Annotated in this window: 28 protein-coding genes and 1 tRNA gene; 15 read left to right on the top strand and 14 right to left on the bottom strand. The window is 67.9% G+C overall.

Annotated elements, in window-relative coordinates; all coding sequences use genetic code 11:
• Nucleotides 1-117 precede the first annotated feature (117 nt).
• Nucleotides 118-1485: an alpha/beta hydrolase gene (locus tag AL2_RS01730; RefSeq protein ID WP_067628437.1), complete on the top strand. Its 1368-nt coding sequence runs from the start codon at nucleotides 118-120 to the stop codon at nucleotides 1483-1485.
• On the opposite strand, the gene AL2_RS01725 is transcribed toward AL2_RS01730, so the two are convergent.
• Nucleotides 1482-2120, bottom strand: a complete 639-nt coding sequence (locus AL2_RS01725; protein WP_067628435.1) for a TetR/AcrR family transcriptional regulator — start codon at nucleotides 2118-2120, stop codon at nucleotides 1482-1484. The genes AL2_RS01730 and AL2_RS01725 overlap by 4 nt on opposite strands.
• A 225-nt stretch (nucleotides 2121-2345) precedes the next feature.
• On the opposite strand from AL2_RS01725, the gene AL2_RS01720 reads away from it, so the two are divergent.
• Nucleotides 2346-3032 (top strand): Crp/Fnr family transcriptional regulator, encoded by a 687-nt coding sequence (locus AL2_RS01720; protein WP_067628434.1) that lies wholly within the window; start codon nucleotides 2346-2348, stop codon nucleotides 3030-3032.
• On the opposite strand, the gene AL2_RS01715 is transcribed toward AL2_RS01720, so the two are convergent.
• From AL2_RS01715 to AL2_RS01700, 5 genes are all read right to left on the bottom strand, one after another.
• Nucleotides 3033-3965, bottom strand: a complete 933-nt coding sequence (locus AL2_RS01715; RefSeq protein ID WP_083945837.1) for an MBL fold metallo-hydrolase — start codon at nucleotides 3963-3965, stop codon at nucleotides 3033-3035.
• The gene (locus AL2_RS01710; protein ID WP_067630045.1) at nucleotides 3962-4816 is read right to left on the bottom strand and encodes an NUDIX hydrolase; all 855 of its coding nucleotides are present in this window, start codon (nucleotides 4814-4816) and stop codon (nucleotides 3962-3964) included. Before AL2_RS01710 ends, AL2_RS01715 begins: the two co-directional genes overlap by 4 nt.
• A 47-nt stretch (nucleotides 4817-4863) precedes the next feature.
• Nucleotides 4864-5325 (bottom strand): RidA family protein, encoded by a 462-nt coding sequence (locus AL2_RS01705; protein WP_067628430.1) that lies wholly within the window; start codon nucleotides 5323-5325, stop codon nucleotides 4864-4866.
• The gene (gene sp36, locus AL2_RS37150; protein ID WP_157437959.1) at nucleotides 5322-5480 is read right to left on the bottom strand and encodes a Sp36 family protein; all 159 of its coding nucleotides are present in this window, start codon (nucleotides 5478-5480) and stop codon (nucleotides 5322-5324) included. Before sp36 ends, AL2_RS01705 begins: the two co-directional genes overlap by 4 nt.
• 72 nt (nucleotides 5481-5552) lie before the next feature.
• A complete protein-coding gene (locus AL2_RS01700) occupies nucleotides 5553-5741 on the bottom strand; it encodes a hypothetical protein (protein WP_067628429.1) in 189 nt (62 codons plus the stop codon).
• Between the two features lie 26 nt (nucleotides 5742-5767).
• Here AL2_RS01700 and AL2_RS40000 point away from each other — a divergent pair, with 26 nt between their 5' ends.
• Entirely contained in the window at nucleotides 5768-5908 is a 141-nt protein-coding gene (locus AL2_RS40000; RefSeq protein ID WP_083945836.1) for a zinc-binding dehydrogenase, read from the top strand.
• Nucleotides 5909-5949: 41 nt separating this feature from the next.
• Here AL2_RS40000 and AL2_RS01695 read toward each other — a convergent pair whose 3' ends face one another.
• Nucleotides 5950-6981, bottom strand: coding sequence for a slipin family protein (locus tag AL2_RS01695; protein WP_067628427.1), 1032 nt, complete (start codon nucleotides 6979-6981; stop codon nucleotides 5950-5952).
• Nucleotides 6982-7225: 244 nt separating this feature from the next.
• Between AL2_RS01695 and bagA the strand changes: the two genes are divergently transcribed.
• Together bagA and bagB are read left to right on the top strand one after the other, a co-directional pair.
• Complete coding sequence (gene bagA, locus AL2_RS01690; protein WP_083945981.1) at nucleotides 7226-8221, top strand: ATPase BagA; 996 nt, start codon at nucleotides 7226-7228, stop codon at nucleotides 8219-8221.
• 226 nt (nucleotides 8222-8447) lie between these two features.
• A complete protein-coding gene (gene bagB, locus AL2_RS01685) occupies nucleotides 8448-9605 on the top strand; it encodes an ATPase BagB (RefSeq protein ID WP_067628423.1) in 1158 nt (385 codons plus the stop codon).
• A 197-nt stretch (nucleotides 9606-9802) separates the two neighbouring features.
• On the opposite strand, the gene AL2_RS01680 is transcribed toward bagB, so the two are convergent.
• Nucleotides 9803-10117 carry a WhiB family transcriptional regulator gene (locus AL2_RS01680; protein ID WP_067628422.1) on the bottom strand — a complete coding sequence of 105 codons (315 nt, stop codon included), beginning with the start codon at nucleotides 10115-10117 and terminating at the stop codon, nucleotides 9803-9805.
• Between the two features lie 338 nt (nucleotides 10118-10455).
• On the opposite strand from AL2_RS01680, the gene AL2_RS01675 reads away from it, so the two are divergent.
• Together AL2_RS01675 and AL2_RS01670 are read left to right on the top strand one after the other, a co-directional pair.
• Complete coding sequence (locus tag AL2_RS01675) at nucleotides 10456-11292, top strand: transglycosylase domain-containing protein (RefSeq protein ID WP_157437958.1); 837 nt, start codon at nucleotides 10456-10458, stop codon at nucleotides 11290-11292.
• Nucleotides 11226-12788: a transglycosylase domain-containing protein gene (locus tag AL2_RS01670; RefSeq protein WP_067628419.1), complete on the top strand. Its 1563-nt coding sequence runs from the start codon at nucleotides 11226-11228 to the stop codon at nucleotides 12786-12788. The genes AL2_RS01675 and AL2_RS01670 overlap by 67 nt, the downstream gene beginning before the upstream one ends.
• 34 nt (nucleotides 12789-12822) lie before the next feature.
• Here the strand turns inward: AL2_RS01670 and AL2_RS01665 are convergent, their stop codons facing one another.
• Complete coding sequence (locus tag AL2_RS01665) at nucleotides 12823-13275, bottom strand: GatB/YqeY domain-containing protein (RefSeq protein ID WP_067630042.1); 453 nt, start codon at nucleotides 13273-13275, stop codon at nucleotides 12823-12825.
• A 94-nt stretch (nucleotides 13276-13369) separates the two neighbouring features.
• On the opposite strand from AL2_RS01665, the gene AL2_RS37145 reads away from it, so the two are divergent.
• The 5 genes from AL2_RS37145 (at nucleotide 13370) to AL2_RS35965 (ending at nucleotide 18233) form a co-directional block, all read left to right on the top strand.
• Entirely contained in the window at nucleotides 13370-14266 is an 897-nt protein-coding gene (locus AL2_RS37145; protein WP_067628417.1) for a metallophosphoesterase, read from the top strand.
• On the top strand, nucleotides 14263-14847 hold the full coding sequence (locus tag AL2_RS01655; protein WP_067628414.1) for a class I SAM-dependent methyltransferase: 585 nt from the start codon (nucleotides 14263-14265) through the stop codon (nucleotides 14845-14847). Before AL2_RS37145 ends, AL2_RS01655 begins: the two co-directional genes overlap by 4 nt.
• A gap of 76 nt (nucleotides 14848-14923) precedes the next feature.
• Nucleotides 14924-14997 (top strand) — tRNA-Pro (locus AL2_RS01650).
• An 812-nt stretch (nucleotides 14998-15809) separates the two neighbouring features.
• Nucleotides 15810-17153: a DNA cytosine methyltransferase gene (locus AL2_RS35970; RefSeq protein WP_245666246.1), complete on the top strand. Its 1344-nt coding sequence runs from the start codon at nucleotides 15810-15812 to the stop codon at nucleotides 17151-17153.
• A gap of 69 nt (nucleotides 17154-17222) precedes the next feature.
• Nucleotides 17223-18233, top strand: a complete 1011-nt coding sequence (locus tag AL2_RS35965) for a DUF4928 family protein (protein WP_083945832.1) — start codon at nucleotides 17223-17225, stop codon at nucleotides 18231-18233.
• Between the two features lie 507 nt (nucleotides 18234-18740).
• Here the strand turns inward: AL2_RS35965 and AL2_RS01645 are convergent.
• On the bottom strand, nucleotides 18741-19127 hold the full coding sequence (locus tag AL2_RS01645) for a very short patch repair endonuclease (protein WP_067628412.1): 387 nt from the start codon (nucleotides 19125-19127) through the stop codon (nucleotides 18741-18743).
• Here AL2_RS01645 and AL2_RS39995 point away from each other — a divergent pair.
• Nucleotides 19030-19713, top strand: a complete 684-nt coding sequence (locus tag AL2_RS39995; RefSeq protein ID WP_312032851.1) for a DNA cytosine methyltransferase — start codon at nucleotides 19030-19032, stop codon at nucleotides 19711-19713. The genes AL2_RS01645 and AL2_RS39995 overlap by 98 nt on opposite strands.
• Nucleotides 19714-19818: 105 nt before the next feature.
• Here the strand turns inward: AL2_RS39995 and AL2_RS01640 are convergent, their stop codons facing one another.
• The 4 genes from AL2_RS01640 to AL2_RS01625 all read right to left on the bottom strand — a co-directional run bounded on the left by AL2_RS01640 (nucleotide 19819) and on the right by AL2_RS01625 (nucleotide 24834).
• Complete coding sequence (locus AL2_RS01640; RefSeq protein WP_067628410.1) at nucleotides 19819-20757, bottom strand: protein NO VEIN domain-containing protein; 939 nt, start codon at nucleotides 20755-20757, stop codon at nucleotides 19819-19821.
• Nucleotides 20758-20767: 10 nt separating this feature from the next.
• Nucleotides 20768-22651 carry a DEAD/DEAH box helicase gene (locus tag AL2_RS01635; RefSeq protein WP_067628409.1) on the bottom strand — a complete coding sequence of 628 codons (1884 nt, stop codon included), beginning with the start codon at nucleotides 22649-22651 and terminating at the stop codon, nucleotides 20768-20770.
• Nucleotides 22648-23865 carry a ParB N-terminal domain-containing protein gene (locus tag AL2_RS01630; protein ID WP_168444547.1) on the bottom strand — a complete coding sequence of 406 codons (1218 nt, stop codon included), beginning with the start codon at nucleotides 23863-23865 and terminating at the stop codon, nucleotides 22648-22650. Before AL2_RS01630 ends, AL2_RS01635 begins: the two co-directional genes overlap by 4 nt.
• A 123-nt stretch (nucleotides 23866-23988) precedes the next feature.
• Complete coding sequence (locus AL2_RS01625; protein WP_157437956.1) at nucleotides 23989-24834, bottom strand: hypothetical protein; 846 nt, start codon at nucleotides 24832-24834, stop codon at nucleotides 23989-23991.
• 815 nt (nucleotides 24835-25649) lie between these two features.
• Between AL2_RS01625 and AL2_RS01620 the strand changes: the two genes are divergently transcribed.
• A complete protein-coding gene (locus tag AL2_RS01620) occupies nucleotides 25650-25964 on the top strand; it encodes a transposase (RefSeq protein ID WP_067628403.1) in 315 nt (104 codons plus the stop codon).
• On the top strand, nucleotides 25961-26443 hold the full coding sequence (locus AL2_RS01615; RefSeq protein WP_067628401.1) for an IS3 family transposase: 483 nt from the start codon (nucleotides 25961-25963) through the stop codon (nucleotides 26441-26443). The genes AL2_RS01620 and AL2_RS01615 overlap by 4 nt, the downstream gene beginning before the upstream one ends.
• Nucleotides 26444-26501 lie beyond the last annotated feature (58 nt).

Genomic DNA, 26501 nt, shown 5'->3' with positions numbered 1-26501 from the left:
CCGCCCCGACCAGATCACCGCCATGCGCAGGACCGCATCGTCGCGCCGGCAGCGCCGACGAGGCCACGGCCATGCGCAGAACTCGCATCCCCTGATCGAGCTGACGAGGTCACTGTCATGCGCCTAGCCCGGATCACCGCGGTCCTACTGACACTCGCAACAGCCTCCACCGGGCTCATCGCGCCCGCCCGCGCCGATGAACGCGGCGTTCGGTTCGCCGATGGCGGCGGCATCCACGTCGTGACCGTGCGGCGTATCGATGATCGGCAGTACGCGGTCCGGGTGAGCACGGCCGCGCTGGGGCGCGCCGTCGACGTCCGCATCCTGCTGCCGACCGGTTACGAGCGGAGGGCGAGCGCGCGTTACCCCGTCCTCTACCTGTTCCACGGGACGTCCGGACGGGCCTCCGACTGGGTCGAGGCCGGCGACGCCGAGAAGACGACCGCCGGCCGGCCGCTGATCACCGTCATGCCGGACGCGGGCTTCGACGGCAACGGCGGCGGCTGGTTCACCGACTGGGCCGATCCGGGCACCAGCCTGGGGCCGTCCAAGTGGGAGACCTTCCACGTCGGCCAGCTGATCCCCTGGATCGACCACAACCTGCGCACCGTCGCCCGGCGCGAGGGCAGGGCGATCGCCGGGCTGTCCCAGGGCGGGTTCGGGGCGATGAGCTACGCGTCCCGGCATCCCGCGCTGTTCGTGTCGGCCGCGTCGTTCTCCGGCGCGCCCGACATCGCCTACAACCCGGTGGTCTCGCTGGGCGCGACCGCCGTCGTCTCCTACATCGCGCTCGCCCTCGACGGGGTGAGCCCGGACGCGATCTTCGGCTCCCGGCTCACCGACGGGATCAACTGGCGCGGCCACGACCCCGCCGGCCTGGCGCCCAACCTGCGCGGCATGCGGCTCGCGCTCTACACCGCGACCGGCATCCCCGGGCCGCTCGATCCGCCCGTGCCCGATCCGTCCGCGATCGGCATCGAGGCCCTCACGCACGCCTCCACGATCAGCTTCCACCACCGGCTGGACGAGCTGAAGATCCCCAGCCGGTACACCGACTACGTGCTCGGCACCCACATCTTCCCGTACTGGGCGCGTGACCTGCGGCAGCACATCGGCCCGCTGATGCGGACGTTCGCCGACCCGCCACGTCCGCCGGCGAAGATCTCCTACCGGTCGATCGACCGGCACTGGTCGCAGTGGGGCTGGACGGTCTCGCTCAGGCGGCCCAGGGCCCAGGAGTTCAGCACCCTCTCCGGGGCGTCCAAGACGGGCTTCACGCTGCGCGCCGCCGGGACCGCCACGGTCACGACGCCCGCGTCCTACCGTCCTGGCGCGGCCGTGGTCGTTCGCGCCGGGCACCGGGTCATCAGGACGACCGCGGGGCTGGACGGACGACTCACCATCACGCTCCCGCGCGCACACGGCGTCACCACCACGCGGGTGAGCATCACTACAGCGCGGGGGAGCGTCACCACGCCTCGTTAGGCGTCCAACGCCCCCGATCGGAGAAGGAGACGCACATGGTCGACGATCGGGGGCCCGACCGCCCGCAACGCCTCCATGTCGCCCGCCGCGACCGCGGGCGTCACCATGGAGCTCACCGCCGCCACGACGACCTGGCACGCGAATTCGGCCGCCCGACCGGACACGCCCATGAGGCCCACCAGAGCATCGGCCAGATCCTGCTGTATCTCCGACCGCCGCCGGATGGCCTCCGGACCGGCCGCGTACACCTCCACCAGGAACAGCCGCGCGTAACCCGGTTCGGACGCCAGCGCCTCCAGGTACGCGGTGACCACCCGCTCGAACCGGGCCGCCGGGTCGCCCTCACCCGCCACCGCGCCCTCCAGCCGCAGGATGAGGAGTTCGCTCGCCTTGTCGAACGCGGCCATGAAGCAGTCGAGCTTGGACGAGAACAGCCCGTAGAAGCTCTGCCGGGACACCCGGGCCCGTTTAAGGACGTCCTCAACCGACGTTCCGACGTACCCTTTCTCCGCCATCGCCGCGGCCATGGCCGCGCAGAGGCGGTCATGATGCACCCGCTCGACCTCCGCGCGGGACAGCGCGTGCCGCCCCCGCGGCAACCGCCGCGGGGCGGGGCCGGACCCGGAGCTCTGCATGCGCTCAGGCTAGGGCACCGGCACTACCCGTCCGGGTCGTCCGTAAATAGGCGGTGAGACCGGTGTGATGGCATTCACCCGGTGGTCCGTACACTGGGCGAACGGGACCGTGACCCGCCGCGGGACGATCCCCGGTCCCGCGTTTCGGCGCGCCGTGACCCTGCCTTCACGTACGCGGTGGGACGTACGTCACACTAGGCATGTAGGTGTTCGAGGAGGAGAAGCGTGACCGATCGCGACGTGGACGTTCTGAGTAGAGCCCCGCTCTTCGAGGCCCTCGACGAGCAGGGCGCCAAGGCGCTGCGAGCCAACGTGACCGAGGCGCGGCTCGCGCGCGGTCAGACGCTGTTCAACGAGGGGGAGACCGGGGACCGGCTGTACGTCGTCCTCGAAGGCAAGATCAAGCTGACCCGGACGTCGCCGGACGGCCGGGAGAACCTGCTGAGCGTGCTCGGCCCGAGCGAGATGTTCGGCGAGCTGTCGCTGTTCGACCCGCGTCCCCGCACCGCGAGCGCCATCGCGGTCACCGAGTGCCGCCTCGCCGGGCTCGGCCACGACGACCTGCGGCCCTGGCTGACCGGGCACCCGGAGGTCGCCGTCCAGCTGCTCCGCGCCCTGGCGCAGCGGCTCCGCAAGACCAACGACGTGATGGCCGACCTCGTCTTCACCGACGTGCCCGGACGCGTCGCCAAGGCGCTGCTGGACCTCGCCGAGCGGTTCGGGCAGCCGTCCGAGACGGGTCTCCACGTCCACCACGACCTGACCCAGGAGGAACTGGCGCAGCTCGTCGGCGCGTCCCGCGAGACCGTCAACAAGGCCCTCGCCGACTTCGCCCAGCGCAACTGGCTGCGCATAGAGGCGCGCGCGGTCGTCATCCTCGACATCGAACGCCTCCGCAAGCGCTCGAAGTAGCTATCCGCGCTCGTTGAGATAGTCCAGCTGCGACTGGACGGACCACTCGGCCGCGGGCCAGAGGGACCTGTCGACGTCGGCGTAGACCCGCTCGACGACCTCGCGCGCCGTGCGCGCGCCCGCGGCCACGGCCGCCTCGACCTGCGCGAGGCGCTCGCGGCGGTGGTCGATGTAGTAATCGAGGACGGCGATCGGGTCGTCCAGCTTGGGGCCGTGCCCGGGGAGGACGGTGGCGGCCTCGACATCGGCGGCGAACCTGCGGAGCCGGTCCAGCGAGCCCATGTAGTCGCCGAGACTCCCCTCCAGCACGGTCGTCCCGTACCCGAGGACGGTGTCGCCGGTGAGGACGGCGCCGTCCGCCGGCAGCCAGAACGTGAGCGAGTCGTGGCTGTGGCCCGGCGTCTCCATGATCCGCAGCTCCAGGCCGCCCGTGCCGACGACGTCCCCTTCCACGAGCCCCTCGTCGCCGAGCCGGTGCTTCGGGTCGAGCGCCCGCACCTTGACGGGGCCGCCGGCGAGCTTCGCCAGCTTCCCGGCGCCCGCCGAATGGTCGGGATGGCCGTGGGTGAGCAGAACGAGCCCCACGCGCCGGCCCTGCGCCTCGACGACGTCCAGGACGCGCCTGAGATGCGCGCCGTCCTTGGGCCCCGGATCGACGATGACCGCCTCGTCCGACCCCGGTTCGGCGATGATCCACGTGTTCGTGCCGTCCAGGGTCATGGCGGACGGGTTCGGAGCGAGCACGCAGGTCGCCCGTTCGGTACCCATCCCGTCGATCTCCGTCATATCTCCCATCCTGCCCGAGGCTCGATCCGGGTGGCGGGCCGGGTTCCAGCCGAGACGATCGAGATGCCGCGGCACCGACGTGCCGGCCAGCCGCCACAGGACGGCCTGCCGCCACCGGACGGCCCGCGCCGGCGGTACGCGCCTCATCCCTGCGGGTAGTGCCGCTCGACGCCGTCCGGCAGGACGAGGTACGCCTCGCCGTCGATGATCTCGGCCGTGGGCTCGTGGACGGCGATCTCGCGCCGCGCGGCCAGCACGTCCGCCACCGTGCCGAACTCGGCCAGCTCGGCCAGCGTCGCGATCGTCGGCGGCAGCATCATCCACTCGCCCTTCTCCGCGCGCTCGGCCGCCTCCGCCGGGCGCACCCAGGCGACCTGGTCGGCCTCGGTGCTGACGTCCCTCGCCCGCTGCCCCTGCGGCATCGCGGCGACGAAGAAACGGGTGTCGTAGCGCTTCGGCTCGATCGCCGGGGTGATCCAGTGCGCCCACGGGCGCAGCAGGTCCGCGCGCAGGACGAGGCCGCGCCGGTCGAGGAAGCCGCCGAACGACTGGGAGCGGTCCAGCAGCGCCTGCCGGTCGGCCTCCCAGTCGTCGCCGCGCGTGTCGTCCACGACGGTCTCGCCCGTCGGCCCGGCCAGCAGGACGAGCGTCTCCTCGAACGTCTCCCGGACCGCCGCGCACACCAGCTCGCGGGCCAGCGTCTCGTCCGCCTTGAACGCACTGCCCCATTCGGCGGGCGCAGGCCCGGACCAGGCCAGTTCCGCCTCGCCGTCGCGCGGGTCGACGGACCCGCCCGGGAACACGTACGCGCCCGGCGCGAACGCCATCGACCGGACACGGCGCAGCATGAACGCCTGCAGGCCGTGCCGGTCGTGGTCGCGGAGGACGACGACCGTGGCGGCGTGCCGGGCGGGAGCGGGTACGGCCCGGCCCGCCCGGATGTCCTCAATGCGATCCCGGAAACTCGCCGGCAGCTTCAGCCCGTGCACAGTGCTCATGGCGGCCCATTCGGACATACCGAATGACGTTCCGTCAAGCCTCCGTCCTACTGGACCTCGGCGATGAGCTCCACCTCGACGGGCACGTCGCGGGGCAGCACGGCGACGCCCACCGCGCTGCGCGCGTGCTTGCCCGCGTCCCCGAACACCTCGGCCAGCAGGTCGCTCGCCCCGTTGACCACCTGCGGCTGCCCGGTGAAGTCCGGGGCGCTGGCGACGAACCCGACGACCTTCACGATCCGGACGACCCGCGACAGGTCGCCGACCTCCGCCTTGAGCGCCGCGATCGCGTTCAGCGCGCAGATCCGCGCCTGCGCGGCGGCCTCCTCGGCGCTGACCTCGGCGCCCACCTTCCCGGTGGCGCCCAGCTCGCCCTTCACCAGCGGGATCTGGCCGGCCGTGTAGACGAGCGAACCCGTCCGCGCGGTCGGGACGTACGACGCGACCGGCGGGACGACGGCCGGCAGCTCGATCCCCAGCTCCCGCAGCCGCTCTTCGGGCGTGCTCATGGCTGGACTTCGCGCTTGAAGTAGGCCACGAGGTTCTCCGGGTTCGGCCCCGGCATGACGGTGACGAGCTCCCACCCGTCCTGGCCCCAGTTGTCAAGGATCTGCTTGGTCGCGTGCACCAGCAGCGGAACGGTCGCGTACTCCCACTTCTTCATGGCGTTCACCCTAGCGATGGCCCCGCCGCAACCCCGTCCGAACCCGCCGTTCGCCCTTCGCCGCACGCCCCGTCAGGCCGAGGACGCGTCGTAGCGCACGCGGGCTTCGCGGACGTCGTCCATCTGGAGGAGGCCGACGTCCCGGTGCCCGTCCCCGGCCCGGGGCAGGTGCGGATCCGGGTCGCGGCGGCAGCCGTCAGGGCTGCGCGTGGTCGCCGCCGCCTCCGCCTCCGACGAGGCACTGGTGCGCGGGCTGGGCACGGAGATGTTCGTCGGACGCGGCCCAGCTGGCCCACCTGGCCGACCTCGTGGACAAAGGCCGTCTGACCCTCCGCGTGGCCGGCACCCTGCCTCTCTCGGAAGCCCGCGAGGCCCACGCGCGCCTGCACGCAGGCGGCCTCCGGGGCCGCCTGGTCCTGGTCCCCTGACCTCACTCGGAGACGGACGCGCGTCCGTCTCCGAGGGCCGGTCAGCGGCGCGGGCGCCGTTCCTGCGAACCGCGGTCGGACGTGCCGTCGCCGCTCGTGATGCCGCGGTCCCCGCTGGACGACGAGGATGCGCGCTTCGGCTCGTCGAGGCCGATGACCGGTGGGACCTCCTCGGCCGGCTCCAGGGTCGAGGGCTGCTCCGCCGCCCTGGCGAGTTCCGCCTCGGCCCTGGCGAGGCGCTCGCCGAGGCCGAGCTTGGTGTCCTTGTCCTCCCCGCCGCGTCCGGGACCGCCAGCGACCTTGTCGAAGAACCGCAGGATCTCCACCGGCAGCGGCATGACCAGCGTGCTGTTCTTCTCGGCGGAGACCTCCACGACCGTCTGCAGAAGGCGCAGCTGGAGGGCCGCAGGGTCCTGCGACATGATCTCCCCGGCGGCGGCGAGGCGCTTGGACGCCTGGAACTCGCCGTCCGCGGTGATGATGCGGGCGCGGCGTTCCCGCTCCGCCTCCGCCTCCCTGGCCATGGACCGCTTCATGCCCTCGGGCAGCGAGACGTCCTTGATCTCGACGAGCTCGATCAGGATGCCCCACGGGTCCTCGGTGATCTTGTCGATGATCACCCGCAGCCGCGCGTTGATCTTCTCGCGCTCGCCGAGCAGCTCCTGCATGTCGGCCTGGCCGATGACCGACCGCAGCGACGTCTGCGCCACCTGCGAGACCGCGTAGCCGTAGTTGTGGACGTTCACGATCGCCTTCACCGGGTCGACCACCCGGAAGTAGACGACCGCGTCGACGCGGACGCTGACGTTGTCCTGGGTGATGCCGTCCTGGCCGGGCACCCCCATGGTGATCGTCTGCTGGCTGACCTTCTGCATGCGCTCGACGATCGGCACGATCGCGGTGAGGCCGGGCGGGCGCACCGCGCCGGGGCGCAACTGCCCGCCCCGCTGGACCTGGCCGAACCGGAACACGATCCCGTTCTCGTACTGCTGCACAACGCGCACCGACGACGCCAGGACGATCAGTCCGCCGACGACGACGATGAGCAGGATGATGAGTGCCACCGCTTCCATCACGGGCACCTTTCTCACGTGGACGGCCGGGCCCGGGGAGCGCCCGGGCGCCGGCAGAACTCTGAACCCGTGAAGATTCAGACGGAACCGCCTGTGGACGGCTCACGTTTCCCAGCTAACCCCGCGGGCAGGCCCGTTTACAACGTCCGCACGGATGATCTTGCACGGAACCGTGTCAGGGATCACTTGCATACGGGCGGGCGCCCTCTGAAGTGTTTGCCGAGTGAACGATATGGTCGATCGGGTGAGCGCGAGAGACACCGACTGGGACGGCGTACGCCTCCATGTGGTCACCGGTAAGGGCGGCACGGGAAAGACGACCGTCGCCGCCGCACTCGCCCTTGCCCTGGCCGCCGGAGGGCGCAAGGTCCTGCTCGTCGAGGTCGAGGGACGGCAGGGCATCGCCCAGCTCTTCGACTGCCCGCCCCTCCCGTACGAGGAGCGCCGCGTCGCGGTCGCCCCCGACGGCGGGGACGTGTACGCGCTCGCCATCGACACCGAAGAGGCGCTCATCGAGTACCTCGAGATGTTCTACAACCTCAAGCGCGCCGGGAAGGCGATGACCAAGCTCGGCATCGTCGACTTCGTCACCACCATCGCCCCCGGCCTGCGCGACGTCATCCTCACCGGCAAGACCTCCGAATCGGTGCGCCGCAAGCGGAAGGACGGCACCTTCATCTACGACGCCGTCGTCATGGACGCCCCGCCCACCGGCCGCATCACGAAGTTCCTGAACGTGAACGATGAAGTGTCCGGTCTCGCCAAGGTCGGCCCCGTCCGCAACCACGCCGACACCGTGATGAAGGTCGTCCGCAGCCCCGAAACCGCCGTGCATTTCGTCACCCTCCTCGAGGAGATGCCCGTCCAGGAGACGATGGACGGCATCCACGACCTCGCCGAGGCCGGGCTCCCGATCGGCGGCGTCATCGTGAACATGGAGCACGAGCCCGTCCTGAGCGAGGACGACCTCGCCGCGGCCGCCGCCGGCGCCCTCGACACCGACGAGATCGTCCGCGGCGTGAAGGCGGCCGGCCTGGAGCACGACGCCGAGTCGATCGCCGCCGTCCTCGCCGCCGAAGCCGGCGACCACGCCCGCCGCACCGCCCTCCAGCGGCGCGAGAAGGAGCGCCTCGACTCGGTCGACCGCCCCCGCTACACCCTCCCGATGCTCTCGGACGGCATGGACCTCGCCGGCCTCTACGACCTGGCCGCCGCCCTCCGCGCCCAAGGCGCCGCATGACCGGCCAGAACAACGGCATCCGCAGGCCGCACCTCCCGCCCAGCGCGGAATTCCGCTCAGGCGTCTCCTGGGTCGCCCTGGCAGCGCCCCGCGCCACCGAGCGGCAGGTCGCGGCGAACGGGGGATCCGCCCGCCCCGGGCGCACCGCCCGCCGCGATCCAGCGGACGCCGACATCAGCGAGCAGGGCACACGGGTCGCCGGGAGGCGAACGGCAGAGGTGAGACGATGAGCCCGACCGGTAAGACCCCTCCCGTCCTGGACGTCGACGCGCTGCTCGACGACCCGCGCACGAAGATCATCGTGTGCTGCGGGTCCGGCGGGGTCGGGAAGACGACCACCGCCGCCGCGCTCGGAGTGCGCGCCGCCGAGCGGGGACGCGACGTCGTCGTCCTCACCGTGGACCCGGCGCGGCGGCTCGCCCAGTCGATGGGGCTGTCGGAGCTCGACAACAACCCGCGCAAGATCGAGGTCGAGGGCGACGGCGAGCTGCACGCCATGATGCTCGACATGAAGCGCACCTTCGACGAGATCGTCGAGGCGCACGCCGACCCGGACCGGGCGAAGCAGATCCTCGCCAACCCCTTCTACCAGTCGCTCTCCTCGTCGCTGTCGGGCACGCAGGAGTACATGGCGATGGAGAAGCTCGGGCAGCTGCACCGCTCCGGCGCCTGGGACCTCATCATCGTCGACACGCCGCCGTCCCGGAACGCCCTGGACTTCCTGGACGCCCCCGAGCGCATGGGCCGCTTCCTCGACGGCCGCTTCATGAAGATTCTCGCCGCGCCGGCCAAGACCGGCGGCCGCTTCGGCGTCAAGGTGATCAGCGCCGGGTTCGGCATGTTCACCGGGGCCATCAACAAGGTCCTCGGCGTCCAGCTGCTCCGGGACGTGCAGACGTTCGTCGCCGCGTTCGACACCATGTTCGGCGGATTCCGGGAGCGGGCCGAGAAGACGTTCAAGCTCCTGCAGACCCCCGGCACCGCGTTCCTCGTCGTCGCCGCCCCCGAGCCGGACGCGCTCCGCGAGGCGTCCTACTTCGTCGAGCGTCTCGCCGAAGAGCGCATGCCACTCGCTGGACTCGTGGTCAACCGCGTCCACGAGTCCGCGGGCGACGTGCTGTCCGCCGCGCGCAGCCAGGCCGCCGCCGAAACGCTGGAGGAGCGCGGCGAGCACACGCTGACCGCGGCCCTGCTCCGCCTCCACACCGACCGGATGCAGCTCGCCGCCCGCGAGGAACGCCTCCGCGACCACTTCGCGTCCACGCACCCGACCGTCCCGGCCACGGCGGTCCCGGCCCAGGCCGAGGACGTCCACGACCTGGACGGCCTGCGCCAGGTGGGCGAAGACCTGTCCGCCCCCACCTCGGCCCCCTCCGCCGCCTGACCGCCCCCGAGGGGCGCACGGCCGGGAGCACAGAGCACAGCGGGCCGGAGAACAGCGGGCCGGAGAACAGCACGTGGCCGCGGGCCCGCACCGGACTTTCCCGGTGCGGGCCCGCGGCCACGCTTTATTTGGACCGTGCCGGTCCTCGAACCTCTGCCGGACGCCTTGGACGGACCGTTCACGGCCCGCCCCCTCGGTCAGCTGGCGACGAGCTCCTGCTCGTCCTCCACCTCGACCGACCGCTCGTACTCTTCCTTCGCGGTCTCCAGCAGGTCGCGCCACGACCGCACATCCGGCCGCCGCCGTAGCAGAGCCCGGCGCTCGCGCTCGGTCATGCCGCCCCAGACGCCGAACTCGATCCTGTTGTCGAGGGCGTCGGCGAGACACTCCGTGCGCACCGGGCAGCCGCGGCAGATGAGCTTGGCCCGGTTCTGTGCCGCTCCCTGCACGAACAGGGCGTCCGGATCCGCGTTACGGCAGGCGGCGCGGGCGGTCCAATCCGTGATCCACATCTTGGCCCCACTCCCCTAGGGTCTGTGTCGATTTGCGCTCCTTGGCCGGACGGGCGCGGACGTCAGGCCGCCAAACGAAAGCCGTGGGGAAGAACTTACGGAAGCGAGGGACGTTTCAACAGCCCCCGATGGGCCCATTCTCGATATAGCCCACCGGGGCCATACCGCCGGAACGGACTAGTTACCTGTCGTTGACGCGCCAGACACGACGCAGGTTGTCATGATGAGGGCATACCGGACGAACGTCCCGCCCAGAGCAGCCGGATCGCAGGGCCGCGGGCAGGACGTCGGGGAGACGTGTCCCTAATGCACCTCTCGTCCCGCGTACCCTAGACCCCGTGCGCGTTGCGAATACGGATCGGGTCAAGGCCGCCTCCACGCTGTTCAGGTTGCTCGGAGCCGGGGTGGTGGCGGGTCTCATCGTCGCCCTCATCGCGCTGCCGGCCGTCGGCAGCGCGGGCCTGACCGCCCGCGACGCCGCGAACAACTTCGAGGACATGGAAGGCCAGCTCAAGACGACACCGCCGTCGGAGAAGACGGTGATGTACTCCGCGGACGGCAAGCAGGTCGCCACGTTCTTCGACAAGTACCGCGAGTCCGTCCGCCTCGACCAGGTCAAGCCCATCATGCGCAAGGCCATGATCGACATCGAGGACTCGCGGTTCTACGAGCACGGCGCGCTCGACCTGAAGGGCACCATCCGCGCGATGGCGTCCAACGTCGAGTCCGAGCAGACCCAGGGCGGGTCCACGCTCACGCAGCAGTACGTCAAGAACCTGCTGGTCGACAGTGCCCGGACGGACGAGGAGTACCGCGAGGCGACCGCGCCCACGGTCGGACGCAAGCTCCGCGAGCTCCGCTTCGCGCTCGACATCGAGCAGCGCATGACGAAGGACCAGATCCTTGAGGGCTACCTCAACATCGCCTACTTCGGCGCAGGCGCGTACGGGGTGCAGGCCGCCGCGAAGCGCTACTTCAGCGTCCCCGCGTCCAAACTGAGCCTCGGCCAGGCGGCGCTACTGGCCGGCATCACGCAGAACCCCACCGCGTACGACCCCATCCGCAACCGAAGGACGCACGCCACCGGCGCGACATCGTCCTCTACCGGATGGCCCAGCTCGGCCACATCACCAAGGCGCAGGCCGACGAGGAAGCCGCCAAGCCGATCCAGCTGAACCGCACCGACCCGATCGGCGGCTGCCAGTCCAGCAAGGCTCCGTACTTCTGCGAGTACGTCAAGTACGACATGCTCAACATCCTGTCGGACGGCAAGTACTGGTCGATGAAGCCGAAGCAGCAGCAGAACATCGTCAACGAGCTGAACCGGGGCGGCTACACGATCCGCACCACGATCGACATGCAGGACCAGCGCGCCGTGGACAAGACGCTCCGCAGCCAGGTCCCTCCCGGCGGCAACCGCGTCGCCGCCCAGGCGATGGTTGAGCCCGGCACGGGCAAGATCAAGGCGATCGGCGTGAGCAAGCGGTTCGGCCCCGGCAAGGGCCGGACGACCATCAACCTCCCCGCCGACTTCCACCACGGCGGCGGCAACGGCGTGTCGGCGGGCTCGACGTTCAAGGTCTTCACCCTCGCCGCCGCCATCGACCAGGGCATCCCGGTCAGCACGACCATCCACTCGCCGCAGACCACGACGGTCGGCGGCTACCAGCCGTGCCGCTACACCGGGACATGGCAGGGCAAGAAGTACAAGAACGACATGGTCGGCGGCGGCGCCCCCTGGACGGTGTCCAACGCCGGCGACAGCGAGCAGGGCAACTTCAACCTCAAGACCGGCACCTGGCACTCGGTCAACACGTTCTACGCCTACCTGGAGAAGCGCGTCGGCGTCTGCAACGCGGTGAAGATGGCCGAGAAGTTCGGGATGAAGATGGGCAACGGCAACGCGCTGCTGCCGATCCCGTCCCAGGTCCTCGGCGTCAACGACGTCGACATGGTGCACCTCGCCGCCGCCTACGCCGGCTTCGCCGCCCGCGGCAAGTACTGCGCCCCCCTCTCGGTGACGGAGGTCGTCGACCCGCAGGGCAAGAAGCTGAAGCTGCCCAAGCAGGACTGCCACCAGGCCCTGGACGAGGACGTCGCCGACAAGGTGAACTCGATCCTGCAGGGCGTCCTCACCAAGGGCACCGCCGCCGGGCTCGGCATCGGCCGTCCCGCCGCCGGCAAGACCGGAACGTGTGAAGAGTTCACCTGCGCCGTGTTCGCCGGCTTCACCCCGAACCTCGCCTCCGCCGTCGCCTACTGGGACTACCGCGGCCCGTGGCAGTACAAGGTGTACGGCGTCTACGGCGCGACGATCCCCGGCCCCCTCTGGCGCACCTCGATGCAGAGGGCGCTGGCCGGCGAGCCCGCCCCCGGCTTCCGCACCCCGTCCCGCGACTTCGGCGACACCACCCGCGTCCCGAAGGTGAAGGGCGAAACCGTCGCCTCCGCCAAGGCCAAGCTCGCGGCGGCCGACCTGCAGGCCAGGGTCGCGTCCGGGTCCGTCGACTCGGACCAGCCGCGCGGGACGGTCGTGTCCACCTCACCGGACGCGGGCAGCGAAGTCCCGCCGGGCACCACCGTGATCCTCTACGTGAGCAGCGGCAAGAAGCCCGACAGAGGCCACGGCGACCAGCCCGACAGCGGCTGGCCCCCCTGGGGCGGCAACTGACCGTGAGGGCCCGGCGGCGACGCCGGGCCCTTCGTCATTCCGCGAGCTGCCGCTTGACCTCGGCGGCCACCCGTCCGCCCTCGGCCCGCCCGGCGACCTTCGGGTTCACGGCCTTCATGACCTGCCCCATCGCCCGCGGCCCGGCCGCACCCGTCTGCGCGATGGCGTCCGCCACCAGCGCGGTCAGCTCCTCATCGGCGAGCTGCGCCGGCAGGTACTCCTCCAGCACCGCGCCCTCGTCCCGCTCCGCCTGCGCCTGCGCGTCGCGTCCCGCGTCACCGAACGCCGTCGCCGCCTCCCGGCGCTTCTTCGCCTCCCGCGTGAGCACCTTGACGACGTCGTCGTCCGACAGCTCGCGCGACCGCTTGCCGGCGACCTCCTCGTTCTTCACCGCGGTGAGGGCCATCCGCAACGTACGCGTGCGCACCTCGTCGCGGGCCTTCATCGCGGACGAGAGGTCGGTCTCCAGCTTCTCCTTCAAGGTCATGCCGAACATCATGCCCGTCCCGCACCTTCTGCCTCATCAGGATTACCGCGCGGTGCCCATGTCTGAAAGCATGGAGTCCTGAGAAGGGAGAGTCGTGCGAAAGATCTACGCCGTGCCCCTGGGCCTCCTGGGCGCGGGAGCCGCGACCTTCGGTTACGCCTCGGTGATCGAGCGGAACTGGTTCCGCCTCCGCCGCGTCGACGTGCCGGTGCTGCCGCCCGGCCGTCCCTCGGTGAAGATCCTGCACATCTCCGACGCGCACCTCACCCCCGGACGCTCCCGCCTCATCCACTGGGTCCGCTCCCTGGACGCCCTGGAGCCCGACCTCGTCGTCAACACCGGCGACACCCTCTCCCACCGCGACGCGATCGGCCCCTTCCTCGAAGCCCTCGGCCCCCTCCTGGACCGTCCCGGCGTCTTCGTCTACGGCTCCAACGACCTGTTCTCGCCGGTCCTCAAGAACCCCCTGCGCTACGTCTGGCGGACGAGCAAGTCCGACTACGAGAAGCGCCGCCGCGAACCCGACCTCCCGTACCGCGAGCTCGGCTCGTCCCTCCAGGCCGCCGGCTGGCTCGACCTGAACAACCGCATAGGCCGCCTCAAAGTAGGCGAGCTGGACGTCGAGTTCGGCGGCATCGACGACTCCCACGTCGACCGCGCCCGCTACGACAAGATCGCCGGCCCCGTCGACCCCCAGGCCGACGTCCACCTCGGCGTCATGCACTCCCCTGAGCCGCGCAACCTCGACCGCTTCGCGGCCGACGGCTACGACCTCCTCCTCGCCGGCCACACCCACGGCGGCCAGGTCTGCGTCCCCTTCTACGGCGCCCTGGCCACCAACTGCGGCCTCGACCGCCCCCGCGTGAAGGGCCTGCACAAGCACCAGGGCTCCTGGCTCCACGTTTCCGCGGGCCTGGGCACGTCCCCGAAGGCCCCCATCCGCTTCTGCTGCCCCCCGGAGGCCACCCTCCTCACCCTCGTCCCCCGGTGAACTGGCAGACCGCCACCCTCCTCTCAACCCTCTACGACTACGCGGTCCAGAACCGCGCGATCTCCTCCTTGGGCGCCCGAGCCCTCTGGAACTACGACATAGAGAATCTCCGGGACACGATCGCCGCCCAGGACCCCAACGCCTTGACCCTCGACATCCCCTGCGGCGGCGGCATAGCCGTCCACGGCGACCGCCACGTGGCAGCCGACCTCTCCAGAACGATGCTCCGCCGCGCCCGCCGCAGAACAACGTCCCTCCTCCAGACCGACATCTACGCCCTCCCCTTCCACCCCGCCACCTTCGACGCCTGCGTCACCTACAACGGCCTGCACTGCCTGGACGACCCCGCCGCCGCCCTACGCGAACTGGCCCGAGTCCTACGCCCAGGCGGCACCCTGACCGGCACAACCCTCGTCCGCGGCGCAGGCCGCCACGGCCTGATCACCCTCATGCGACGCATCGGCATCTTCGGCAACCCGGGCACCGCGGCCGACCTCCGAACCTGGCTGACAGACGCCGGCCTCACCGACATAGAACTCACCCCACTCGGCACCGTGACCACGTTCACAGCCCGTAAATAGGGACGCAGCACCCCTCACCATCCGCTAGAGTGGTCTAGGCGCCGGGAGCACGTACGACCTCCCGGGCAGCCACCACCGGGGTGTAGCGCAGCTTGGCAGCGCGCTTCGTTCGGGACGAAGAGGTCGTGGGTTCAAATCCCGCCACCCCGACAGAAACCGCCAGGTCAGAGGCCGGATCTCCACCACGGAGACCGGCCTCAAGATCTTTTGACCCCCATCTGACCCCGCCCTCGGCCGTGACCCGGCGACATCCAGGGTCACGCACCATCACCAGTCGGCCACATCTAAGCGCCCTCCAGCCACCATCTGAACCGCGGCCATCCGGCGCACCCGATCCCGCCAGACTCACCGCTCACCTCCGCCGCGTCCGCCCTCCGACGGTAACTGGCCATCAGTGCACGGCGCGAACCCACACAATCCGAGGACAAGGCGACCCAGAGCCCCGGGCCGTCAGCGCCTGAGCACCGGAAGCGACACCTCAGCCGATCACCCCGGCCCCTAACGGAGTTCAATCACGCAGGCGATCGTCGGGCCTGAATCGGCATCTCACCCGTGGGTCTGTGCCTCAGACCCGTGCTCTACGCTTGCCTCCAGGCAATGCCGGGGCTCTCCTAGCTTGAACGAGGACCTGGATCTCGGCGGCGGTTCCTGCAGGTCCTCTTACTCCCAGACCCTCACCGGCTACCAGCCTGGCCTCTTCAAGCCGCCGGCCGGTGTCGACGTCTTCGACCCGCCTTGCATGAAGACTGCCGCCTGGCCTCGGTGAAGACGAGGTCAGCAGTGCGGCGCGGTTCCGGCAGCGGGCGGATGGCAAGCCGGTAACGGGGTCCACACGCGTGCACGGCACGGCGTAGGCCGAGTTCTGGTTCGGTGTCCCGTGGCTACGTGCGTGAGCTGATCGACAAGCGGAACGCTTACCGCGCTCGGTGACGTGGAGGGCGGCTGTGGCCTAGTATTTGGCTGTGTCTGATGAGTCGACAGTTACCAGGGCCAGCACCGATGTACTTGTGAGGACGGGGTCGAAGAAGACGACACCATACGCGGTCGCAGAATTCTTCGCGGGCATAGGCTTGGCCCGTATAGGGCTGGAGAGTGCCGATAACACGAGCTTTCGGGTCGTGTGGGCTAATGACTTTGATGAGGGAAAGGCCCGCACCTACAAAGATCATTTTCAGTCGGATTCGTCAGCACACTACCAGCTAGCCGATATCCGCGATGTAGCCAAAGACATCGACCGATTCTCAGTGCCAAGAGATATCGCTCTTGCTTGGGCTTCCTTTCCTTGCACTGATCTCTCTCTCGCTGGGGGGCGTGAAGGGCTGCGCGGCAAGAGCTCCGTCACCTTTTGGCACTTTACCGATGTCCTCGATTCCCTCGGGACGCACAAGCCTCCTGTTGTGACCTTGGAAAATGTCAACGGCTTCGCTACAAGCCACGGCGGCAGAGACATCAAGGTCGCAATTCGCAAGCTCAATAAGCTTGGTTACTGCGTTGATGTCCTCACTCTGGACGCGAGAAGGTTCGTTCCACAGTCCCGTCCTCGGCTATTTTTGGTGGCAAGTGACCACGAGGTCGCCGAGAAAGATGATCGACGAGACACAGAAATTCGCCCTGCCTGGCTGGATAATGTGCTTGATGATCCGGACTTGTACACTCAACGAGCATTGCTTCCGAGCCCCCCGGCGCTTCTAAGTGGCGGTTGGAGCGACATCGTCGACAACGATGCGGCTCCCGGCGTCGAGTGGTGGGATGAAGCGCGCACAGAAAAGTTCAAGTCAGAGCTTTCAAATGTTCAGCGTGAGCGGGTCGAGAAACTGCGCCAGAAGGAACGGGTCGAATATAGGACTGCCTATCGGCGGACGCGCAACGGCAAGCCGGCTTGGGAAATCCGGGCCGATGATATAGCCGGTTGCCTGCGTACTGCACGCGGAGGGTCCTCAAAACAGGCGGTCGTCCGCATTCAAAAGGGCGTACCGCTTCGCGTCCGATGGATGACGGCAAGCGAGTACGCAAAGCTTATGGGCGCGGGCGACTATAAGCTGCCCGCGAATCGCAACCAGGCGATTATGGGCTTCGGCGATGCCGTATGCGTTGACGCGGTGAAGTGGCTGACCGAGAACTACCTTGGCCCCTTGATTTCGAGGCGATCGAAGCAGATAGAGGTTGCTCAGAACGCTCTTCCTGCAGCGACCAACGAAAGCCTGGGCGTCCCCGCAGCCAAGGAGGAACGTGCTGCCGGACTTCCACTGCAATCCGCCCCGGACGACGAAACCCGCAGGCGTATACTTGTCGCGCAGAGAGTCTGAGCAGGATGATCCAACTTTCGCTGGAAGCGATAGACACTTCAACGTAGACCGCCTGATGCAAGGAACATCATGGTTGCGCTCGATACAAGTAAGCCCCTCGCGGAAATCGACAGCATAGCAAATGCGATACTGACGCCCGTTGCGCACTGGTACGAAGGCCAACGGAAGAAGACGGGGTCTATCGATTCCAACGTAATGTGCGCAGGGATGTATGTTACCGAATTTCTCGCCTCCGCATTCCCGTTGACTCGAGAGGTGTATGCGGCGAAGTCTCAAGTTAAGGGGGCAAGCGGCGCCAAGGCGAGAGCTTTGCTGAAGGATCATGGCGAGCATCGTCAATTTACAAAAGAGGGTGGAAGAACATCGCGTGCCACGATACGCCACGCGGAGACGCTTGCGGACCTCATCAACTCGATCGGCGGGAAACACGGTGTAGCGTCCTTGACGCAGCTCGAAAGAAGATTGCTCGCAGCACTCCTGCAGAGATGGTTTGTAATTCGAGTACAGGAAGACTACTTCGAAAAGCAGAATATCAGTGCGGAGATAGATCCGAATAACTCCATCCACGCCACGGTCGCACGTATTTTGGAGGCCGGGCGCCAGCGTGGTGGGACTGCCGCCGGAGCCATCGCACAGCATTTGGTCGGAGCAAAGCTGCAACTCCGGTTCCCAGCCGAGGAGATCAACTCAGAAAGTTACACCACTGCGGATGTTCAGACTGGCAGAGCCGGGGACTTTCAGGTCAGGGATACCGCCATACATGTGACCATGTCTCCGACCGAGAGTCTATTTAGAGAGCGATGCAAGCACAACATTGATCAAGGCTTTCGATCTCGCGTCCTCATTCCAGAGGATAAGCGTGCGGCAGCGGTGCAGCTGGCGGGACTGGCATCTCTCGAAGAGCGCGTGGCAATTCAGTCCATCGAAGATTTTGTGGGCACGAACATCGAAGAAATTGCAATTTTCTCCAAAAGAGATCTAGGCAGTCAACTCCGAAAGCTGCTCGAAAGCTATAATATGCGGATCCAAAAGGCGGAGGCTGACCAGTCCCTCAAGATCGACATTCCCGAGAACCTCTGAACTTTCAGCGAGTCGGACGGACGGTGGCAGGGCTGGACGCGACAGGCCGTATGCCCGGCGCACCGAGATGGGTGGCCAGCGTCCGCGTAGCGAGCACCCCCGGCGAGATCGGCGTCGCTACCACCCCGGACCGCCACCTTTGGACGCCAGCTACCGACGGAGCGCCGAGGCAAGCGGCAAGCGACGAGCCCTGGTCGCCGCCGGTAACTCCGCGCCCACCATCACCTGGCACCTGCTGTCCGGCCCCTGGCGTCGGTGCCGACGGCGTACCGGGAAACTGTGCAAGCGCGACCAGGCTTGGGAATGACGCGCCCCAGGCCCGCTACCAGGCTCGTACCAGCTCCTGGTGGCGTATTTACGAGTTCCCTACTCCAGGGAGCCCGCGCCGCGCGCAACCACGCTAACAACACGATGCATGGCAAGGACGGGGGATTCCGCTGTACAGCGGCGTCGGAGCAGACGGGGCCCGAACGCGGTGACGAGCTGACCATCAGGGCGCCTTGAAGGTCAGAGTGGGCGAGCTCGGCGCTCACGTATCGCCTGCTGGACGACCAGTGCAGCCGCCGCAAGGTCCTCATGCTCCCAGAAGCGCAGCACGAGCCATCCTTCTTCGGTCAGGCGCTCCGTGGTCTCCAGGTCGCGCTCACGATTGCGGCGGACCTTCGTCTGCCAGTAATCGGAGTTCCTGGCAGCCTTCGTGTGATGTTCGGGACAGCCGTGCCAGAAGCAGCCGTCGAGGAATACGGCAACCTTCTGCCGGGGGAAGACCAGGTCGGCGGTGCGCCGCAGAGTCGGGATGGGGCGGGTGGCGACCCGGTACCGGAGTCCCAGAGCGTGCACGGCCCGGCGCAAGGCGAGCTCCGGCTGGGTGTCCCGGCTCCGGTTCGCCTGCATGCTAGCCCTCGTGCCGGGGGTCGACGCCCACGATTCACGCGATTCACTCACACAGACAAGTATGGCGCTTCTCCCGCGCTGTCCCTTTGGGGCGCTCAGCATGTTCGCGTGGGGGGAAGGAGCTACTTCAGCGGGGATCGTTGTCGGTGGCCCGAGCATGCAGAGCGACATTAAGGTCCTCGTCGAGGCCGGAGACACGCCCGAACCGCCCCGGGACGTCGCTCTCACTTGGGTGTCCTTCCCCTGCACGGATCTATCCCTCGTCGGCGGACGGAAGGGGCTCCCGGGCGAACACTCGAGCACGTTCTATGACCTCATGAAGATCCGCACCGACCTCGGCCAACACCAGCCCCCAGTGGTCGCCCTGGAGAACGTCAACGGCTTCGCAACCAGCCACGACAGCAAGGATCGCGAGGCAGCAGTGCAGGTGCTCAACGGTCTCAGTTGTCCGGTGAACATTCTGTCGCTCGATGCGCGTAGCGTAGCTCCGCAGTTGCGGCGCCCCGGAACTTCCCGAGCAAACAAACCGTGCTCTCACGGGCATTGGCGACGCCGTCTGTGTGAACGCGATGGCCTGGCTGGGTGAGCACTACCTAGAGCCGCTCATCGAGCGGAACGTCGAAACGTCGCCCAGGCAGTTGATCGGACCATGGGACCGCGACTCCCCTCGCGAGTCCAGCTCCCCACACTTTCAGGAGCGGTCACCAACAGCCGCGAAGCCTGGCCGGACGAAGAATGGATCCGGCTCCAGCATGCTCGGCCGCCACGCGTCTGGCGGTGGAGTGATGAGCGCTGAGCCCTCCCACCGGAACTCGGGGGAATCCCCGGGCACGAGGTCCCGCAGCACCGAGGCGGGCAACTCGCGTATGCAGCTGACGTCCGCAGCCGTGATCGGGTCGGCGACGAAGGCACTCGCCTCGAAAACCACCTGGACCAGGCACCAAACGTCACCCTGCCGCATGCTCGTGTCGAACTCGTGGCGGGAGAGGTGGAAACGCGACAGGGTCCTCGGCCCGGCCGACTTCACCTCTAGGAACCGGATGGGTCCCTCGGACACTTCCACGTCGTACCCGTAGCGATCAGAGATGCGGGAGACATGCAGAGGTTCCTTCCCCGCCGCACGCAGCGCCGCGACGACGATCTCCTCCGCGGCGTCGCCGATCTCCTTGGACAGATCCGCGCCGTAAGGATCGCCGATGAGCCGGCGGGCCTCTACGAGGACATCGTCGAGAGCCTCCTCCAACCAGCTCAGGGCATCGAGATCCGGCTGAGGGACGTATGCGCGTTCGACGCCCCCCGTGTTGACCGCGACTCGCAGCCACACCGGAGGCTGGGAGACCAGCAGCGCGACCGCCACATGGCGCATCGCGTGCTGAGCTCCTCCTTTCGAGGCCGCCACTGCGGCGAGCGAACGCGCCACCCTGATGTCGCCCTCCTCGCCAATCGATGCGAGCCCAGCCCGGACGAGCGCCCGTGCCGGCGATCGGAGGTCGGTCGCAGCTGTCATGTAGGACCCGTGCCTCAGCGCGGCGCTCACCCAGTCGTCGACGCTTCTGCGCGGTGCGAGTCCGGCCACGCGGGCCAGGTGGAGTACGGCGAAGGCGACGCCATGCCGAGGGAGCAGGTCCACAGCCCTCCCCTCAGCTGCGCAGCATGGCCGCGACAACCTGCATGTCATCGTCCGCGGCCGCCGCCCCTCCGGCATGTTCGTCGGGCTCGGGAAGCGACACGCGGACCAGGCTCGGGTCGTTCATCAGCTTGGCCATGGCTTCGATCTTGTCCCGCAGCCGTCCCTCCACGGTCTCGTCGATCGTGCCCTGGCTTACTAGCAGCGTGAACCGCGTGAGGGTGCCCTCGGCGAGGCCGATGCGATGAATGCGGTCCTGACTTTGCAGATAATGGCCGGCATTGAACGTCCGGTCCAGGTAGACCGCGTGGTGGCACCAATGCTGAAGGCTGACGCCCTCACCGCAGGCGGCCGGGTTGGCGAGCAGGACCTTGCATGATGGGTCATTGCGGAATCGGTCGAACTCGGCTTCCCTGGTCACCGCACCCGTCGGCGGATTCCCGTCCACGGACGGGACGCCGCCGTGCACCACCGCGGGCTCGTACTCCTTCAAGAAGGTGCGCAAGATTCTAAGGTTGCGGACGAAGGTCGACCAGACGAGAACCTTCTGGCCGCACACCGCCTCCTCCCCGACGATCGCCCGAACCCGGTCGTACTTCCACGGCACCTCATGCGCCCGGTACTGCTGGAGCAACCGCATTAATGGCGCGTCTCCCTTCACCGGCAAAGGCGGATGAAGGAAGCCGTCCTCGTCATCCTTGTCGGAGCCGGCAACGAGCAGCGCCGGGTTGGTGGCTGCCTCCAGCAGATACATCACGATCCGGCCGAGCCGGTCGAAGTCCCGCCGCTCCTTGACGGCCAGTGCGAACTCCCCCCGGTATCGCCCGATGAGTGCCTCGTAGATCGACCGCTGGATCGGCCGCATCTCCTTCGGCTCAAGAATGATCTCTGTTTCCGGCAGGCCCAGCCGGACCTTCGGCGTCCGAACGAAATACTTCGAGATGGCGTTGCCGGTGTCGCGAACCACATCCTCATCACGGCCGTTGCGCTCGTTATAGGCGCTTTCCGGCAAGATCTTGCGGTCCTGCCCCGGGTAGAGGAAGCGCACCGGGGCGACGAGATCGTGCGCACCCTGTGGAGCGGGCGTCCCAGTGAGCACGTCGCGGCGGCGCGCCGCATACGCCAGATCCAGCACAGCGCGCCCGTGGACGCCGGCGGAACCCCGCTTGATCCGGTGCGCCTCGTCCAGGATGACCTGGGTGGGACAGCGCACCACGAAGTCCCTAATTCGGTCGTAGTCGCTCGCCACCCGGTTGTAATTCGTCAGCAGGATCTGCGTGCTCTTCGGAATCGGAGACGTGGCCCCTTGGTGAACGACCAGCTTCGGCACTGGATCAAGGCAGGCCTCGACCTCCTCCTTCCAGGCAGCGAAGGCCGCGATGGGCGCGATGACCAACAGCTGCTCAACGTGCCCCCGAGCACGCGAGACAGAATGGTTGGCCAGCGCCACCGTCGTCTTGCCGGCCCCGGGCACCGAGAAGTCCGCGGCGTGCGGCAGCCGCACGATCCGCGCCAGATTCGCCAGCTGGAATGGCTTCAGCGTCCGGATAAAGCCGGCGTCCACCAATTGACGCTCCAGGCCGGACAGGGAGACAGAGGACACGGGCGCGTCCAGGGCGGCCTGTCGCTGCTTCTGGTCCGCCGCCAGCGCCTGAATCTGCTCCCGCAGCGCAGGACCGAGATCAATCTTCTGATTGAAGCGCCTGCGGACAGCCCCAATCACGTTGAGCTCGGCGAGGAATACTTCGACCCGCACCTCCGTCCGGTCGCTGGAGCCACCGACGATGCCTCGGGAAAGCACCTCCTGCACGCTCGCCCATGCGCCGAGACTGGCCCCAGAACGTTTCTCGAGAGCGACCACCGGCCTCGGCTCCTGGTACAGCTCGGCGTAGATCAAGACGCTCCCTTGAGCGTCCGGAGGAGTTCATCGAGCTTCTCGATCGTCGCGGAGAACTCCGCCTCGTCCCACTCGTCGTAACGACGGGCCCTCGGCAGGGCGTCGATCGCGCGCTTCAGCTCCAAGGTGGCCTTCTCCGCGCGCTCGACCGGCGCGGTGATCTCCCTGCGATCCTGCGTGTCCTCTGCCGCCTCCTGAGCGGCCCTCTTGACGACATCGCGCAGGCTCGTCAAGAGGTCGCCCATCTCGATCGGCCCTTTATCCGCGATTTGAACAGTGTCCTCCGGCCCCTTCTTAGCGACCAGGGTCAGGAGGTCCTCCAGCGGTTCGGACACAGCCGGTCCGTCGTCGAGGAACGAGTCCAGGAGGTCGTCGTCCTCCGAGGACGGGGCCGACTCGGAGGCCTGCGGCAGGGCGTCGAGCAGGGGGGCCAGGGTGGTGTTGGAGCGCAGTTCGTCGACGACCAGATCCGCTGCGTCCGGGCGGCGCAGGTGACGCAGGTTCCGGTACTCCACGCCGGCCAGCGTGCCCAGGAAGTACACGTCCTTGACCGCCTTCGCCTCGGTCTCGGGTTTGTTCCTGACATGCTTCGCGAGCTCCGCGAACGCCGACTCGTTGGGGATGAAGTCGACGTAATCCCGCGTTCCGTTGGATAGCGCCACCAGTTGGTGAACCTGCTGGATCTTCTCGTAGTAGTCCCGCACCTCCTCCGGCTTGCGGTGTACGCGCTCGGCGACGCGCTTGAAGTTCTTGTTCTCGCGCTCGTAGAGTTTCTCGATAAGCAGGGCCTCATTGATCCACGAGTAGTCCTGCTTGAAGTCTCTCGCGACCTGGAGCTCCGTCTCGAGGTCGACGAGCTCGGCAGCGCTCGCATCCGCCGGAAGCACCAGGCACTTGACATAGCGAGCCGTGCGCACATCGTCGTCGAGGAACAATGAACGCATCGCCGCCGAACGGCGGTTGCCGTTGATCAGGACTCCGTCGGCGGTGACGATCGCGGGCTCCTGCTGGCTCCGGGCCTTCAAGTCGCTCTTGAGGTCGTCGAAGCCCTCCTGCTCGCACAGAATCCGGTACTGAGCGTCCTGCGCCTCCTTGCCGAGAGGATCCCGGCTGAAGAGGTCGTCACGGCCTGCCTTGCGCTGCTCGCGGATCTGCTCGGCCTGGGTGCGGTGGTTGATGACCGAGAACCGCACCCACGTGACCTCGAGCTCCACAACTGGCAGCTCCTTATCGGGGCGCGGCCAGGCGGGTACCGGCATGGTCCTCTGCCTCCCGCTCAGACGCGCCGCGAGGAACTGGTGCCGGTCCGGGTCGAGAGCAGAAAAGTACATGCGGGATCAGCTCCTGTGCGAGGTCGTGCGGGCGAGGCCGTAACGCGAAACGATGTTGATTTTGCGCTTTCCGCCGGTGAAGCGGTAGCCGATGTCACCGATGAAGAACGGCGCCTGCTCCTCCGGGATGCCGAAGGCCTTCATCAGCACGGCGGGGAACTTGCGCTGCTGGCCGCCGTTCCAGTTCCACTCGTTCGCGGCTGGGTCCCGGTCGGGCATCACGTAGACGCAGGGCGGTGGCGTCTCGCGTCCGTCGATCACGACGGCGTGCTCCATCTTCGGGCACAGGCGCCGTGATCCGCCGCACAGCTCGTTGTGAAAGATCACCCCAGCGAGCTGGTCGGGCCGCTCGTCGCGGAAGCGCTGGAAGAGCCTCCCGACCCCCTTGTGAACGTGGGTACCTGGCTCGGACGCCATGCTGTCGCACACCCACCACAGGTACGCTTCACCGGCCCAGTCGGGCACTGACCACCTGATGCTGCTGTGCGCCCCGTCAGGGCACCCCTTCTGGATGATGGCCACGTCCTCGGTCATCCCGGGAACCGACAGGCGATAGACGGTGTCGTCGCCGTACTGAGGTTCCTCGAAGCGGGTGACCAGATCGCTGGACACCAGGTGGTTCAGCATTCCGCGAATGAACTGCCGTCGGTCGCCGACGCCGGCACTCGAGCTTCCGCGCATCTTCTGGATTGTCGGCCACAACGCCTCGCGGAACTCCTCCGACGTGATGCCGTGACGGGTGAGCAGGGCTTCCTCATCCCCGAGACTCCGGATCAGCTGGGAGACCCGTTCGACGACATCAGCTGGAGGCGCTCCCGCATGACGGCATGGAGCGGCTTCTTCAGCCCCCATACTTCATTCCCCATTCCCCTCGCGCACTGGAGCCCATGCCCTGCATTCTGCGCGCACTCAGGCCAACACGCACATCCGTCCCCCAGAGTGCAGGAATCTTAGCAACGGGGGCCGACAGCGGCCCGGGGACGAGGGTGCCGGCGCCTCGACCGCAGTGAGCCCATTTCAGCATGATGCGGGTTCGCGAAGTCGCAGGCTTCGGCATGACTTGAGCTGCACGTTTACGCATTCGCCCGGTCGACGAGCCTGACGCGTGAACGGTTAGCCTGCCTCTGTAGCTCGGGTCTGTTGCGTCCCTTAGGGGCGTAGGGACGTGCCCTCCGGAGCCCTTGTATGCCCTTGTCAGCCAGCACGAGCAGTCCGGTTGCGGCCACGCTCGGATGACGCCCCGGATCCAAGCTGCCGCCAGATCGTGTACCACGCCTGCTGGACGCCGCGCCCGCCCCCGACCGGGGGTCACTTCCGTGAGTGGACGCGGTCCACGGCGATCTGCGGCGACGCCCGGGGTTGAGGTAGCCCCGCACAACGCGAGCCAGCCATGTGCGAGCTGTCAACGACGGTCGAATTATTCACGCGTCGTCGACAACAGAGCCATGATGGAGTCGTTCGGGGCTCGCTGCAGCTCGATCTCCTCGGCAAACAAAAGCCGAACTTGCGCCACGATTTCTGAATGGATCGAGTGCTGGTAGGACTCAGCCAGAAGGCATTCCAGCCTCGGAGTGCTGAGTCCGGTGGATAACGAGGAACGACACCGAAACTCGAACTTGTGCTTCCCCTCGTAGCGTGGAGACCTGAACCAGAGAGATGGTTGGGTCGTGGGAGACAAGAGACGCCGGTTCGATCCGGAGTTCCGTGAGGGAGCGGTGCGGATCGTCAAGGAGACCGGCAAGCCCGTCGCGCAGGTCGCGCGGGATCTGGGGATCAATCCCTACACGCTGCACAACTGGATGAAGGCCGACCGTGAGCGCCAGGCCGCGGGCGAGGCGTTGAGCGAGTCCGAGCGTGAGGAACTGGCTCGGCTGCGCCGGCAGAAGGCCGAGTGGGCCAGGGAACGCGCTGAGCTTGAGATGGAGCGTGAGGTGCTCAAGCGATCTGTGGTCCTGTGGGTGAAGGACTCGATGAACCGATGATCGTCGCGGAGTTCATCGCGTCCTGCAGGACCGAGCACGGCATCCCGCACGCGATCGCCTGCCGGGCACTGGAGGTCTCGCAGTCCTGGTTCTACAAGCACATCAACCGCGCCCCGACCGCCCGCGAGCAGCGGCGGGCCCGGCTGGACGAGGCGATCAGGCGGCTGTTCACCGCCTCGGGCGGCACCTACGGCAGCCCGCGGATCACCGATGATCTGCGGGAAGAGAGCTGGACGGTCTCGGTCAACACCGTCGCCGCGCGAATGGCCGAGCTCGGCCTGGCCGGACGGCCGCCGGGGCGGCGACGGTCGCTGACCCGGCCAGGACGGCGGCCGGCCGCGCCCGACCTGGTGCGCCGTGCTTTCACCGCCGTGGCGCCGGACGTGCTGTGGTGCGGGGACGTCGAGCGCCACGAGGCGCCATGTAACCGAGTGGAGGTGGAAGGACTCCACCGCCAGGCCGTCGCAGTGGTCTGGTGAAGCTGGGGGCAGCCTGACCCGGGAGACGCCGGGGAGGGTGGTGAGCAGCCCCGACAAC

It is taken from the genome of Actinomadura latina NBRC 106108 (assembly GCF_001552195.1).
Classification (GTDB): domain Bacteria; phylum Actinomycetota; class Actinomycetes; order Streptosporangiales; family Streptosporangiaceae; genus Spirillospora; species Spirillospora latina.
Note: the sequence above shows the minus strand (reverse complement) of the source record. Positions and strands in the feature narration are given on the sequence as shown.